Below are 12,536 nucleotides of genomic sequence, written 5' to 3'. Positions count from 1 at the left end.
CTAGCCGCCTGCCACAAAATCTCCCACATTTGAATGTATTCACAAATCAAAATGTGGGAGCGGGCTTGCCCGCGATGAGGCCCGCTCAAGCAATACAAAATCCAGCAATAACCTCAGTGCGGCTTAGCCGCCGCCTGCCACAAAACCTCTGCAACCCCTTGCCGCCTGGCAATCACCCTTGCTGCCACAAACAGCAAATCCGATAGCCGGTTGATGTACGCCAAACCTACCCCCTCCAACGGCTCCAGTGCATTCAATTGCTGGCAGCGCCGCTCGGCGCTGCGGGCCAGGCTACGGCACACATGGGCCTGGGCAATCAGCGCCGAACCACCGGGCAGGATGAAGTTTTCCAACGGCCCCACTTCTTCATTCCAGCGATCAATCGCCGCTTCCAGCCGGTCCACCTCGCCCGCATTGAGCGCCTTATAGACCGGCATCGCCAATTCGCCACCCAGGTCAAACAGTCGATGCTGGCAGGGTGTCAGTACCTCGATCACATCCTTCAACGCCGGATGCTGGCCGCTTTGCTCCTCAAGCCCGGCCAGCAGCAGGCCCAATTGGCTGTTGAGGCTGTCCACCTCTCCGATCGCCTCCACCCGGGGGTGATCCTTGGGCACGCGGCGGCCGTCACCCAGGCCGGTTTCGCCTTTGTCGCCGGTACGGGTGTAAATTTTCGACAGGCGAAAGCCCATGGTCAGTGCTCCAGTTGAGTCAGTTCGTGGGGGGCAAGCTGGCTGCCGGCCAACGGCAGGCGCAAGGTGAAACAGGTGCCCTGGCCCAGGGTGGAGTGAACCTCCATCTGGCCCTTGTGATTGTTGGTGATGATGAAGTACGAGACCGACAGGCCCAGCCCTGTGCCCTGGCCGATTTCCTTGGTGGTGAAGAAGGGCTCGAAGGTGCGCTTGCGCACGTTCTCACTCATGCCGATGCCATTGTCCTCTACCTGGATCTCGGCCCATGGTGGGTTGAGCCGGGTGCGCAGGATGATGCGCCCCGGCTCGCTGTCGTCTTCGCGCAGGTGGATGGCCTGGGCGGCGTTTTTCAGCAGGTTGAGCAGCACCTGCTCCAGCTCGTTGGCGGTGCCAGGCACCGGGCCCAGCAAAGGATCGAACTGGCGGATGATTGCCTGGCCCTTGAAGTCGAAGCCGATGGCCAGGTCGAAGTCGTTACCGGCAATTTCTACCGCTTGGTCGATCAACGCTGGCAGGTCGCAAGGTGCCATCTGGCGATTGCTGCGGCGGCTGAAACTGAGCATATGGGTGACGATTTTTGCCGCACGGGCCCCGGCTTGCTGGATGCCGTCGAGCAGTTGCGGTACTTCGCGGCTTTGCAGGTAGCGGTTGACCGTCTCCAGTTCCACGCCCACCTGTTCGGCGTGCTCCTGGTTTTTCGGGAGGTCCGCCGACAGCCGCCGCCGGATGTTTTGCACGTTATGCAGGATCGCCCCCAGGGGGTTGTTGATCTCGTGGGCCATGCCCGCTGCCAGCCCGCCGACCGACAGCATTTTTTCCGACTGCACCATCATCTCTTCCAGGGACAGACGCTGGGTGATGTCATCGATGCGGATCACCACCCCGCGCCCGGCGCCGCCCATCAGCGGGTAAAAGGTCAGGGCATAGTGCTTGGGCTCGTCGTCCTTGACCCAGGTGACACGCTCGATGCGCTCCACCGTGTGCTGTTCCACCGCGGCCTTGAGCTGCGGCAGGTAGGGCTTGAGCGGCTCGAAGGCAAGGAAGATCGGCTGGTTCAGGGCTTCGCCCAGGCGTGTGCCGGACAGGGCACTGGCTTCCTGGTTCCATTGGGTGACATAGAGCTGCTCGTCCAGGGCGATCAAGGCAGATGGCATGGAGTCGATGATGCTGTTCAGATAATTCTGGAAACCGGTGAGTTTTTTCTCGATTTTGCTGCGCACCTGGACTTCCAGCTCCAGCTTGCGGTTGGTATGCCGTGTTTCCTCGGCCAGGCCCTGGGCCTGGTCATAGGCGGCCTGGGAGTCGTCCCGCGCACGCTTGAGCTGCTGCTCGCGGGCTTCGATGCGTGACAGCATGGTATTGAACGCTTCGGCCAGGCTGCCGATTTCGTCATGGTTGCCGCGCCCGGCCCGCAGGGCGTAGTTCTCCTCGCGGGTGACCTGGCGCGACAATTCTTCCAGCTCATGGATGGGACGGGTAATCAGGCGCTTGATCTGTCGGGCGATCACCAGCCACAGCAGGATGCTGAAAATCAGGATGCCGAGGCTGGCGGTCAGGGTTCCGGTGTAGAAGGCGACCGGCAGTTCGCTACTGGCCACCAGCAGCAAATGCCCCGAGGGCAAGCCGGGGCGGGGCAGGGTGATGATTTGATTGCTGCGAAATTCGGTGACCCGCCAGGCTTCAATGTCGCGGTAGTGTGCCGGCAGTTGCAAGCGGTCGCCGTGTTGCAGCTGCGCCAGGCGACTGCCTTCACCGTCATACAGGGCCGCCGCCCGCAGTGGCGAATAGCTGGTCAGCTCGTTGAGCAGGGCGTCGGCCTTGGCGGGAGAATCCAGGGCTTGCGCGGCGAGGGCCGGGTTGGAGACCAGCCGGCCAATAGCCTGCAAGGCTTGCGGGGCCATGCTTTCCTGGGAGATCCAGTAGGCGGCGCTGATAAAGGTCAGGTTGGCCACCAGCAGCACGGTGGTCAGCAGTACCAGCAGGGCCGCCAGCAGTTTCTGCCCAACGGGGAGATTTTCGAGACGCTGGCGCAGTGGCATCAGGTTGTTCGCAGGCAAGGATCAAGTCGGCAGGGTAGCGCGTGCCTCAGTCGCGGGGCAATCCGCGTGCGTCCAGGTAACCGGCCAGGCGCACCTGCAGTTGTTGCAGGTGTGGCAAGCTCAGGCGATGGCGCAAGGCCGCCTGGCAGGCATGGCCGAGCAGATAGCTGATCTCGGTGCGCCGCCCGTTGGCCACATCCTGGTACATCGACGAGAAGTTCGCCGCCGTCGCCTGGATCACCCGCTCCACTTCGGTTTGCAAATCCTGGGCTGCCGCCGGCTGGCCGCAGCACTCCAGCAGCTCGGCGAGTTCGGCGCACAAGGTCGCTACTTCGCATTGATGCGCCTGTAGTCCGCCATTGCGGCATTGATAGAGCACGGTCAGAGGATTGATCGCACAGTTGAGTGCCAGTTTTCGCCACAGGCGCGTGAGGATATCGGTGCTCCACTGGTGGGGAATGCCGGCGGCTTGCAAGTCGTCCAGCCACAGCGGCGCCGTGGGATGGGTGGCGTCACCCAGCCAGGTAAAGCCATGGCCGGCGAACACTACGCTGCCATCGTTCTGGCGAAACGCACCCTCGGTGCTGGAAGCGAAGATGCAACGCGCCTGGGGCAGTTGCGCGGCAACCGCGTCCTGGCTGCCTAGGCCGTTCTGCAGCAGGATCACCTCGGCGTTGGGTGTCAGGCGTTGGGCCAACTGAGCGACGGCGCCAGGTGCGTCGTAGGCTTTACACGCGACCAGTAGGCGATCAATCGGCTCGGGGCTGTCGGATGTTTGTGCCGTCACCGGATAAGTCTGGGCATGCCCTTGCTCGACCAGGATCAGCCCCGGCGCTGCCCGGTAGCGGGCCAGGCGCGTCTGGTCTCGCAGGATCAGCGTAACGGGCAGGCCTGCGCGGGCCAGGCGTGTGGCCCATAATGTGCCGAGACTGCCTGCGCCGAGGACATGCCAGGTGGTGGACATCAATTTTGCTCCGTAAGCCGCTGGGTGAGCCAAGCAGCTCAGGGTAAAGAGTCGTTATAATGCCCCGGCATTTTACCCGCAAGCCAGGCGTGCTCCATCTCTACTGAGCCGCGCCCCTTTTTTATTGGAGAAACTACATGCCGTCGTTCGACGTGGTATCTGAACTGGACAAGCACGAAGTCACCAACGCCGTCGAGAACGCCGTCAAGGAGCTGGACCGTCGTTATGACTTGAAAGGCAAGGGCAGCTTCGAGTTCAAGGAAAAGGAACTGACGGTCAACCTGACCGCTGAAGCCGATTTCCAGCTCGAAGCGATGATCGAGATCCTCAAGCTGGCCCTGGTCAAGCGCAAAATCGACGTGCAATGCCTTGAAGTCAAGGATGCCTATGCGTCGGGCAAGTTGATGAAGCAGGAGGCCGTGCTCAAGGAAGGTATCGACAAGGAGCTGGCGAAGAAGATCGTCGCTCACGTCAAGGATGCCAAGCTCAAGGTCCAGGCCGCAATCCAGGGCGAGCAGGTGCGTATCACTGGCAAGAAGCGCGACGACTTGCAGGAGGCAATTGCCGCCCTGCGCGCCAAGACCTTCGATATGCCGCTGCAGTTCAATAACTTCCGCGACTGATCCGGTTTTGGGGAACCCGCGGGGCTTTTCGACGTCCCACGCCCCAGAACCTGCAGAAACGATTGAGCCCTTCGGGGCTCAATTGCTGTGGCGACCTTTATTTGCGGTGCTAGACAGGAGAATCTAGATGGATTTGAACGCTGAAGTGGATCAATTGATCAAGGCTTCCCAAGCCTGGGTCCCGATGATCATGGAATACGGCAGCCGCGTATTGCTGGCGGTATTGACCCTGGCCATTGGCTGGTGGCTGATCAACAAGCTGACCCACAAGGTAGGGCGCCTGCTGGCCCTGCGCAATGCGGACCTGGCGTTGCAGGGCTTTGTGACCAGCCTTGCGAACATCGTGCTCAAGGTGATGCTGATCGTCAGCGTAGCCTCGATGATCGGAGTCGAAACCACCTCGTTTGTCGCCGCGATCGGTGCCGCGACCCTGGCCATTGGCCTGGCGTTGCAAGGTAGCCTGGCCAACTTTGCCGGTGGCGTGCTGATTCTGCTGTTCCGCCCGTTCCGTATCGGTGACTGGATCGAAGCCCAGGGCACGGCGGGTACCGTCGATAGCATCCAGATCTTCCATACGGTGATCCGTACCGGCGATAACAAGACGGTCATTGTGCCTAACGGCATCTTGTCCAACGGCATCATCACCAACACCAATCGCCAGCCAACTCGCAAGGTGGTGTTTGACGTGGGGGTCGATTACGAAGCCGATTTGCAGAAAGCCCGTCAAGTGCTGCTGGAATTGGCCAAGGATCCACGGGTTCTGGCGGATCCCGAGCCTGTCGCAGTGGTTTCGACCCTGGGTGACAGTTCGATCACTGTTTCCCTGCGTGTATGGACCAAGACTGCGGATTATTGGGACGTGATGTTCATGTTCAATGAACTGGCGCGGGACCGTTTGAAAGCGGCCGGAATTGATATCCCGTTCCCGCAGCGCGTTATTCGCGTGATGCAAGAAGCGCCTGCCAAATAAGAACGGGTGCAGGGATTTAACTTGGCTGAAGAGTCAGGTTTTGTCTCGATAATAAACTTGATAGTTAGCTTGCTAGTTATCAAGGTCGCAGAAATAAAAGTGCAATAAAAAAGCCGCTCACTGGTTAAAAGTGAGCGGCTTTTTCATTAAGGGCCGAAGCCCTCGGGCATCTTTGATTACAAGATGTTCAACGGGTATTGCGCAATCAGACGCAGTTCATCGATGGACGAAGAACCGTAGTAAACGCCATCAGACGAACGATAAGTCGCTTGGCGAATACGCAGGCTCAGGTCTTTGGCCGGGCCGCTCTGGATCACGTACTTGGCTTCAAGATCGCGTTCCCATTCTTTACCGTTCGAGGTCAGGGCGGTGTTGGCGCCGCTACCGGTGACGTACGCAGCCAGGAAGCTCAGGCCAGGTACACCGAAGGTGGCCATGTCGAGGTCGTAACGGGCCTTGAAGGATTTCTCGCCTTCGGCGTTGAAGTCGGAACGTGCAATGGAGTTGGCCAGGAACACTGTGCCGCCGCCGTCGATGCCGTAGCCGTAGTCGCCGTCACCGGTAACCTTCTGTGCCGCCAGGGTGAAGGTGTGTGCACCGATGGTGTAGGCACCCTGCAAGCTGAATGCGCGGTTGTCGAGTTTGGTAACGTCGTCTTTGTAGGCGCGTTGCAGGCCGGCACCGTCGCTCTTGGTGTCGTAGATGTTGAAGTCTACGGCCACCGACTGGTCATCGCTCAGGGCGTGGGTCCAGTTGACGTTGGCGTAGTATTTGCGCCAGTAGTCTTCGACTTTCGAGTAGTAGAGGCTGGTGGTGAACTCAGGCGTCCAACCGTAGGTGCCGCCTACGAAATTGGCTTGCTTGATGCCTCGGGAAGTTTCAGGGAAGTCGAGGATACTGTCCTTGAAGGTCTGCGCCTGGGCAACGCTGGAAGTGAAGTGACCGGCTTCCAGCTTGAGGTCCTTGATCTCGTTACTGACGATCGAGATACCTTGTGGCAGCTCTGGCAGCAAGCGACTGTCGTCGGATGCGAATACCGGTGCGGTGGTGTACTGGTCGCCGACTTTCAGCACGGTATTGGAGAGGCGGAACTTGATGGCGCCGCCGCCCTTGGAGTATTCATCCTCTGAGCGGCCATCCGAACCTTCCGGGAACAAGCCAGTGCCATTACGGCCTCTGCCGCTGTCCAGTTTCACGCCGAGCAGGCCGATAACGTCAACACCCACACCGATGGTGCCCTGGGTGAAGCCCGACTGGTACAAACCGTTGAAGCCCAGGCCGGTTTCCCGGGTGTAGCTTGTGCCCGACTTGTTGTTGCGGTTATCTCGGCTGAAGTACAGGGTGCGGGTATTGATGCTGAAGGTACTGTCTTCGACAAAGCCCTTGGCATCGTCTTGGGCGGACGCCATTGCGAACTGTGAGGTGCCTGCTGAAACAGCGAGGGCGATCATGCTCCACTTCATCACGCGCATCGTGATTTGCTCCTTTGGTTTTAGGAAGAGTACTGCCGTCCCACCTATATTTTTGTCTGGGCGGCTCTTTCTTTTTTGTGACAGCGCAAACTTATAGCACGCTGGCAATAATTGGCGATACTTGCACATCTGTCCTTTCAGCTTCTTTACGAGGCTGTCGTAAATTGCTAGATCCATGTCGCAAATCTACAGTCTGCTTGTAACCAGACTGACAACTTCAATACTGTTTTTAATACCCTGGACAGAGGTGCAAAGTACCCTGTTCAAAGTTTAAAACTTCCTGTTTTTGTATTGACTCACTGTTGTTTTTATCGTGAAGCACTGCCTTCCTGGCAGGTGCCGTTGTCGACGATAGGGGAGTGAATGCAACAAGCGTGCTCAAACCGTCGGGCAGATGTCATTTTTTCGTGAAAAATGTGCTGGGTCTGTGAAAACCGCCTGGGCACGGGGCTTTTGCGTGGTTTTTTTTGGAATTCAGGGCCTCGGCTGTGCGGGATTTCGAACGGATAAAAATGTGTTTCTGTCAGAAATGTTACCGGTTCACCCTGCACGGTGAGTAATCGGCGGATAGGCCCTGCCCGATGCGGGGCATAAAAGACTCATTTTGGTGCGTCGGTGCCCGGTCGTGAGATTGCCCATGGCGCGCGCGCGGATTGCCCCGTGAAGCAGCCGCCATTCGCAGGTATGCTGGGCGCCTGAAACTGACTAGCCGAACGGAGTGCCTGCGGTGTTCGCCTTGGATCCACGTCTGCAAAACGACACCTTGCCCATCGGGGAATTCCCCCTGTGCCGGCTGCTGCTGTCCAATGACTCTAACTACCTCTGGCTTATCCTGGTGCCGCGCATTGCCGGTATCAGCGAAGTGTTCCAGCTCGACGCGGACGACCAGTCCCGCCTGTGGCAAGAAACCACGACGTTGGCGCGGTTGCTCAATGACGGGTTTGGCGCCGATAAAATGAACATTGGCGCCCTGGGTAACGTGGTCAACCAGCTGCATGTGCACGTGATTGTGCGCAAACGCGACGATGCGGCTTGGCCTGCCCCCGTCTGGGGCAAGCACCCGGCGGTGCCTTATACCGACGCTCAGGTCGCGCTGATTCGTACGCGCCTGCGCGAGCTGTTGCCGCCCGAATTCACTTTTGCCCAGGACTGAACCATGGACCTGCAAGACCGCGTGATGGACCTTGAGAGCCGCCTGGCTTTCCAGGACGACACCATCGAGACCTTGAATGACATCCTGGTTGCCCAGCAACGAGCGGTAGAACGCCTGCAATTGCAGATGACGGCCTTACTCAAGCGTCAGGAAGAAATGGGCGGGCAGTTCGAATCCTCCGAGGAAGAAGCGCCGCCGCCTCATTATTAAGGGGGCGGGTAAACTCCCGGCGATAAAAAACCGCGATGCAGTATCAACTGCATCGCGGTTTTTTTTTCGGGCCTGTTCTGGGATCAGCGACGCGGCAGGGCGGCGATCACGTCTTCAGCTTGCAGGCCTTTGTCACGATTCATCACGGAGAACTCCACGCGCTGGCCTTCCACCAGGACACGATGGCCTTCGCCGCGAATGGCTCGGAAGTGGACGAAGATATCGTCGCCCGAATCCCGGGAAATAAAACCGAAGCCTTTGGAGGTGTTGAACCACTTGACGGTCCCGGTATCCCGGTTGGTCATATCGTAGTTTTGCGAGGAGGCCGGGGCAGACGAACGGTAGAAGCTGATGGCCAGGTGAAGAACGATAGCGACTACGGCAATGGCCAGGCTGAGCAGGATGGCTGGATGGCCACCGACTTCAGGCATGGGGGCCAGGAGGGTGAGGGTTTGTACGACGACAGTCAGCACCAGCAGTGCGCTGACCAGGTTTTGCAGTTGATGGCGTGTGCCTTTGTTCCAGTAGGGGATCACTGGCGCCAGCGTCAGGTTGAGAAGGCCGAACAGAGCCAGGTACAGCGCGTCGTGTTGTTGCAGGTACGGCAGGCTTTCTGGTTGCAGGCTCGGGATAAAGGACAGCAGCAAAGCTGCAGCGCCCGTTAGCAGGTGGACGATTTTCAACATTTTGATTAACTCACGTTAAGACGGATCACGAAGGAAGAGCTGACTGGCACGGTTCGCTTCTGAACAATGGGAGGCGTTGGACACGTGCGCGATTATTCAGCCTATGCCGCTTGCCGCAGGAAATAGCGGTGGCGACACGCTGCCTATTTAACAGCAAAGCCTGTGCCTTCTCAAATCAAGCGTTTCAAGGCGTTGCGAAGATCATGGCATTTATGCGGCAAACCCTTGTCCTAGACAGGTGCGGGTGTTTTTCACCGCGCCAGGCCTTGCCGCTCGTGGTCGAGCGGGTTGCAAAGGGGCGATTTGCCGCAGGCCGAGTGCGGCGGCAGGGCTGCGCAAGGCGAGCACTCTTGCTAGAGTGGGTAAGCACCTGATCAATGAATATTCATCAATTGAAGGGAATAGACATGGCAATCGATATCGGTATCAGTGAAGAAGATCGTAAATCCATTGTTGACGGACTTTCACGGCTGCTTTCAGATACCTATGTACTGTATTTGAAAACCCATAACTTCCATTGGAACGTTACCGGGCCGCAATTTCGCACATTGCACTTGATGTTTGAAGAGCAATATAACGAACTGGCGCTGGCAGTTGACTCCATTGCCGAACGTATTCGTGCCCTGGGCTTTCCAGCGCCGGGTGCTTACTCTATCTATGCCCGTCTGTCTTCGATCAAGGAAGAAGAAGGCGTACCCAGCGCTGAAAACATGATCAAGCAACTTGTCGATGGGCAGGAAGCGGTTACCCGCACTGCACGCGGGATCTTCCCGTTGCTGGATAAAGTCAGCGACGAGCCGACCGCGGACCTGCTGACCCAGCGCATGCAGATCCACGAAAAAACCGCCTGGATGCTGCGCTCGCTGCTCGAAGGCAAGTAAGCCCTGCAGGCCAGTGGTGCCCGGCAGGCGCCGCTGGCTGCACCTGATTGCTTCCTGATATATGCGTTGGCTTGTCCTACGAGCCGCGACTCTCCGTCTTCTGGCTGCACTTGCCTGCTTGATGTTTTATAGGCTCAACGGCCAATAACAGCCGTGTATTCAAGAGCCGTTTGGCAAGGGAGTGTCAAGTGTATGTCGCGTAGTATGAGTAAAGGTGTGCTGGAAACTTCCGGGGTCTACAAGACAAAGATCGATCCCTTCGTCAAAGGGTTCGATATGGCGTTGGCCCGGCCATTATCACGTTCTGTCCGGTTGAATGGTTTTTCGACATGCCTGCGGCTTGAAGAAGTCTATTGGAACATTCTTGGTGAAATAGCCAGGATCAATACCTGTTCGGTCAGTGCGCTGCTGTCCTATGTGGATCGCGAGGTGCACTTGCGTTATGGCGGGGTCAAGAATTTCAGCGGCCTGGTCAGGGTGGTCTGTGTGGTTCATGCGTTGAAAGGGCAGGTATGCGCCGCAGATCAGGCTGGCGTGATGTAGGCCGGTTGTCCCGTATCAGGGGGGGCAGAGGTGTTGGTCTAAGTGGGCTGCACGTTGCCACGGCTGCACAGCCTCGATTTAACGGATATAATCTCGCCCTTTGCTGCGCATACCGGCTGGTACGGAGCGTGGCGCAGCAGTGACGTGATCGCCGAGATATTCCATGCCCATGTACGATTACCAATGCGCTTCCTGTGGTCATCAGTTGGAAGCCATTCAAAAGATCAGCGACGCGCCGTTGGTCGATTGCCCTGCTTGCCAGGCGCCCGAGCTGAAAAAAATGTTGTCGATGCCGGGCTTTCGCCTGAGCGGTAGCGGCTGGTACGAGACGGACTTCAAGACCGGCGCCAAGAAGAATCTGGCGGGCGGCGACAAAGCAGACTGAGTTGAACTCTACGCGCGAGCTCCTGCATTATCCGTGGCCTGACTTAATAGGTGCGGTGTCCGAGCAGGAACTCCACCGAATTTCGAATTACGAGAAGTGAAACCACTACCATGATGCGCAGCCACTATTGCGGCCAACTGAACGAGACCCTGGAAGGTCAGGAAATCACCCTTTGCGGATGGGTTCACCGTCGCCGCGACCATGGCGGGGTGATTTTCCTCGATATCCGTGATCGTGACGGTCTGGCCCAGGTGGTATTCGACCCGGATCGCGCCGAGAGCTTCGCCGCCGCTGACCGCGTGCGCAGCGAATACGTCGTGAAAATCACCGGCAAGGTTCGCCTGCGTCCGGCCGGTGCCACCAACGCCAACATGGCGTCGGGCATGATCGAAGTCCTGGGCTACGAGCTGGAAGTGCTTAACGAGTCGGAAACCCCGCCGTTCCCACTCAACGAGTTCTCCGACGTTGGCGAAGAAACCCGCCTGCGTTATCGCTTCCTCGACCTGCGTCGTCCGGAAATGGCCGAGAAGCTGCGCCTGCGCTCGCGCATGACCACCAGCATCCGTCGCTTCCTCGACGAGAACGGCTTCCTCGACGTCGAGACGCCGATCCTGACCCGTGCTACGCCAGAAGGCGCACGTGACTACCTGGTGCCAAGTCGTACCCACGCCGGTAGCTTCTTCGCCTTGCCGCAGTCGCCGCAGCTGTTCAAGCAACTGCTGATGGTCGCTGGCTTCGACCGCTACTACCAGATCGCCAAGTGCTTTCGCGACGAAGACCTGCGCGCCGACCGCCAGCCGGAATTCACCCAGATCGACATCGAGACCAGCTTCCTCGATGAAAAAGAGATCATGGGCCTGACCGAAGAAATGATCCGCAACCTGTTCAAGGAAGTGCTGGACCTGGAATTCGGCGAGTTCCCGCACATGACCTTCGAAGAAGCCATGCGCCGCTACGGTTCCGACAAGCCAGACCTGCGCAACCCGCTGGAGCTGGTCGACGTTGCCGACCAGCTCAAGGAAGTCGACTTCAAGGTATTCAGCGGCCCGGCCAACGACCCGAAATGCCGCATTGCCGCACTGCGTGTGCCAGGCGGGGCGAGCATGCCGCGCAAACAGATCGACGACTACACCAAGTTCGTCGGCATCTACGGCGCCAAGGGCCTGGCTTACATCAAGGTCAACGAGCGCGCCAAGGGTGTTGAAGGCCTGCAGTCGCCAATCGTCAAGAACATCCCGGAAGACAAGCTCAATGTGATCCTCGATCGCGTTGGCGCAGTCGATGGCGATATCGTGTTCTTCGGCGCCGACAAGGCCAAGATCGTCAGCGAAGCCCTGGGCGCGCTGCGGATCAAGCTGGGCCACGACCTCGACCTGCTGACCTGCAAGTGGGCACCGATGTGGGTCGTCGACTTCCCGATGTTCGAAGAGAACGACGACGGCAGCTTCAGCGCCCTGCATCACCCGTTCACCGCACCCAAGTGCACGCCGCAGGAGCTGGAAGCCAACCCGGCTGGCGCCCTGTCCCGTGCCTACGACATGGTGCTCAACGGCACTGAGCTGGGTGGCGGTTCGATCCGTATCCACCGCAAAGAGATGCAGCAGTCGGTGTTCCGCCTGTTGGGCATCAACGAAGCGGAACAGGAAGAGAAGTTCGGCTTCCTGCTCGACGCCCTGAAGTACGGCGCTCCACCCCACGGCGGCCTGGCCTTCGGCCTTGACCGCCTGGTGATGCTGATGACCGGTGCCCAGTCGATCCGTGAAGTGATTGCCTTCCCGAAAACCCAGAGTGCTGCGGACGTCATGACCCAGGCTCCAGGTGTGGTGGATGCCAAGGCACTGCGCGAGCTGCACATCCGTCTGCGCGAGGCGCCGAAGGCTGAGTAAGGCTGCGGCGTGAAAGCGCGATAAGGTTGTAC

Annotated in this window: 13 protein-coding genes; 8 read left to right on the top strand and 5 right to left on the bottom strand. The window is 58.7% G+C overall.

Annotated features, from left to right (window positions below):
- Positions 1-113: 113 nt before the first annotated feature.
- The 3 genes from ACSSVH_RS19985 to ACSSVH_RS19975 are packed head-to-tail and all read right to left on the bottom strand — an operon-like array spanning position 114 to position 3,695.
- Entirely contained in the window at positions 114-692 is a 579-nt protein-coding gene (locus ACSSVH_RS19985; protein ID WP_169954658.1) for a cob(I)yrinic acid a,c-diamide adenosyltransferase, read from the bottom strand.
- A gap of 2 nt (positions 693-694) precedes the next feature.
- Positions 695-2,731: a sensor histidine kinase gene (locus tag ACSSVH_RS19980; RefSeq protein WP_170057090.1), complete on the bottom strand. Its 2,037-nt coding sequence runs from the start codon at positions 2,729-2,731 to the stop codon at positions 695-697.
- 46 nt (positions 2,732-2,777) lie between these two features.
- Positions 2,778-3,695, bottom strand: a complete 918-nt coding sequence (locus tag ACSSVH_RS19975) for a putative 2-dehydropantoate 2-reductase (RefSeq protein ID WP_492633636.1) — start codon at positions 3,693-3,695, stop codon at positions 2,778-2,780.
- 137 nt (positions 3,696-3,832) lie between these two features.
- Between ACSSVH_RS19975 and ACSSVH_RS19970 the strand changes: the two genes are divergently transcribed.
- Both ACSSVH_RS19970 and ACSSVH_RS19965 read left to right on the top strand, forming a co-directional pair.
- Complete coding sequence (locus tag ACSSVH_RS19970) at positions 3,833-4,318, top strand: YajQ family cyclic di-GMP-binding protein (protein ID WP_007933288.1); 486 nt, start codon at positions 3,833-3,835, stop codon at positions 4,316-4,318.
- Positions 4,319-4,445: 127 nt separating this feature from the next.
- Positions 4,446-5,288 (top strand): mechanosensitive ion channel family protein, encoded by an 843-nt coding sequence (locus ACSSVH_RS19965; protein WP_170041896.1) that lies wholly within the window; start codon positions 4,446-4,448, stop codon positions 5,286-5,288.
- Between the two features lie 176 nt (positions 5,289-5,464).
- Here the strand turns inward: ACSSVH_RS19965 and ACSSVH_RS19960 are convergent, their stop codons facing one another.
- A complete protein-coding gene (locus ACSSVH_RS19960) occupies positions 5,465-6,760 on the bottom strand; it encodes an OprD family porin (RefSeq protein ID WP_169954661.1) in 1,296 nt (431 codons plus the stop codon).
- 727 nt (positions 6,761-7,487) lie between these two features.
- Between ACSSVH_RS19960 and ACSSVH_RS19955 the strand changes: the two genes are divergently transcribed.
- Both ACSSVH_RS19955 and ACSSVH_RS19950 read left to right on the top strand, forming a co-directional pair.
- Positions 7,488-7,913, top strand: a complete 426-nt coding sequence (locus tag ACSSVH_RS19955; RefSeq protein WP_492633635.1) for an HIT domain-containing protein — start codon at positions 7,488-7,490, stop codon at positions 7,911-7,913.
- 3 nt (positions 7,914-7,916) lie between these two features.
- Positions 7,917-8,123 carry a SlyX family protein gene (locus tag ACSSVH_RS19950; RefSeq protein WP_057441383.1) on the top strand — a complete coding sequence of 69 codons (207 nt, stop codon included), beginning with the start codon at positions 7,917-7,919 and terminating at the stop codon, positions 8,121-8,123.
- Positions 8,124-8,206: 83 nt separating this feature from the next.
- Here the strand turns inward: ACSSVH_RS19950 and ACSSVH_RS19945 are convergent, their stop codons facing one another.
- Positions 8,207-8,809, bottom strand: a complete 603-nt coding sequence (locus tag ACSSVH_RS19945) for a cold-shock protein (RefSeq protein WP_169954663.1) — start codon at positions 8,807-8,809, stop codon at positions 8,207-8,209.
- A gap of 407 nt (positions 8,810-9,216) precedes the next feature.
- Here ACSSVH_RS19945 and ACSSVH_RS19940 point away from each other — a divergent pair, with 407 nt between their 5' ends.
- The 4 genes from ACSSVH_RS19940 (at position 9,217) to aspS (ending at position 12,504) form a co-directional block, all read left to right on the top strand.
- On the top strand, positions 9,217-9,690 hold the full coding sequence (locus tag ACSSVH_RS19940) for a Dps family protein (protein ID WP_029300319.1): 474 nt from the start codon (positions 9,217-9,219) through the stop codon (positions 9,688-9,690).
- Between the two features lie 192 nt (positions 9,691-9,882).
- Positions 9,883-10,233, top strand: a complete 351-nt coding sequence (locus tag ACSSVH_RS19935) for a ribbon-helix-helix domain-containing protein (protein ID WP_169954664.1) — start codon at positions 9,883-9,885, stop codon at positions 10,231-10,233.
- A gap of 163 nt (positions 10,234-10,396) precedes the next feature.
- Positions 10,397-10,618 carry an FmdB family zinc ribbon protein gene (locus ACSSVH_RS19930; RefSeq protein ID WP_057441377.1) on the top strand — a complete coding sequence of 74 codons (222 nt, stop codon included), beginning with the start codon at positions 10,397-10,399 and terminating at the stop codon, positions 10,616-10,618.
- A gap of 110 nt (positions 10,619-10,728) precedes the next feature.
- Complete coding sequence (aspS, locus tag ACSSVH_RS19925) at positions 10,729-12,504, top strand: aspartate--tRNA ligase (RefSeq protein ID WP_029300316.1); 1,776 nt, start codon at positions 10,729-10,731, stop codon at positions 12,502-12,504.
- Positions 12,505-12,536 lie beyond the last annotated feature (32 nt).

Source organism: Pseudomonas sp. HC1(2025) (assembly GCF_058742075.1).
This window is presented reverse-complemented; position numbering and strand designations above follow the sequence as displayed.

Coding starts and splice junctions, on each gene's coding strand:
- ACSSVH_RS19985 (WP_169954658.1), bottom strand. CDS start 692: ATGGGCTTTCGCCTGTCGAAAATTTACACCCGTACCGGCGACAAAGGC.
- ACSSVH_RS19980 (WP_170057090.1), bottom strand. CDS start 2,731: ATGCCACTGCGCCAGCGTCTCGAAAATCTCCCCGTTGGGCAGAAACTG.
- ACSSVH_RS19975 (WP_492633636.1), bottom strand. CDS start 3,695: ATGTCCACCACCTGGCATGTCCTCGGCGCAGGCAGTCTCGGCACATTA.
- ACSSVH_RS19970 (WP_007933288.1), top strand. CDS start 3,833: ATGCCGTCGTTCGACGTGGTATCTGAACTGGACAAGCACGAAGTCACC.
- ACSSVH_RS19965 (WP_170041896.1), top strand. CDS start 4,446: ATGGATTTGAACGCTGAAGTGGATCAATTGATCAAGGCTTCCCAAGCC.
- ACSSVH_RS19960 (WP_169954661.1), bottom strand. CDS start 6,760: ATGCGCGTGATGAAGTGGAGCATGATCGCCCTCGCTGTTTCAGCAGGC.
- ACSSVH_RS19950 (WP_057441383.1), top strand. CDS start 7,917: ATGGACCTGCAAGACCGCGTGATGGACCTTGAGAGCCGCCTGGCTTTC.
- ACSSVH_RS19945 (WP_169954663.1), bottom strand. CDS start 8,809: ATGTTGAAAATCGTCCACCTGCTAACGGGCGCTGCAGCTTTGCTGCTG.
- ACSSVH_RS19940 (WP_029300319.1), top strand. CDS start 9,217: ATGGCAATCGATATCGGTATCAGTGAAGAAGATCGTAAATCCATTGTT.
- ACSSVH_RS19935 (WP_169954664.1), top strand. CDS start 9,883: ATGTCGCGTAGTATGAGTAAAGGTGTGCTGGAAACTTCCGGGGTCTAC.
- ACSSVH_RS19930 (WP_057441377.1), top strand. CDS start 10,397: ATGCCCATGTACGATTACCAATGCGCTTCCTGTGGTCATCAGTTGGAA.
- aspS (WP_029300316.1), top strand. CDS start 10,729: ATGATGCGCAGCCACTATTGCGGCCAACTGAACGAGACCCTGGAAGGT.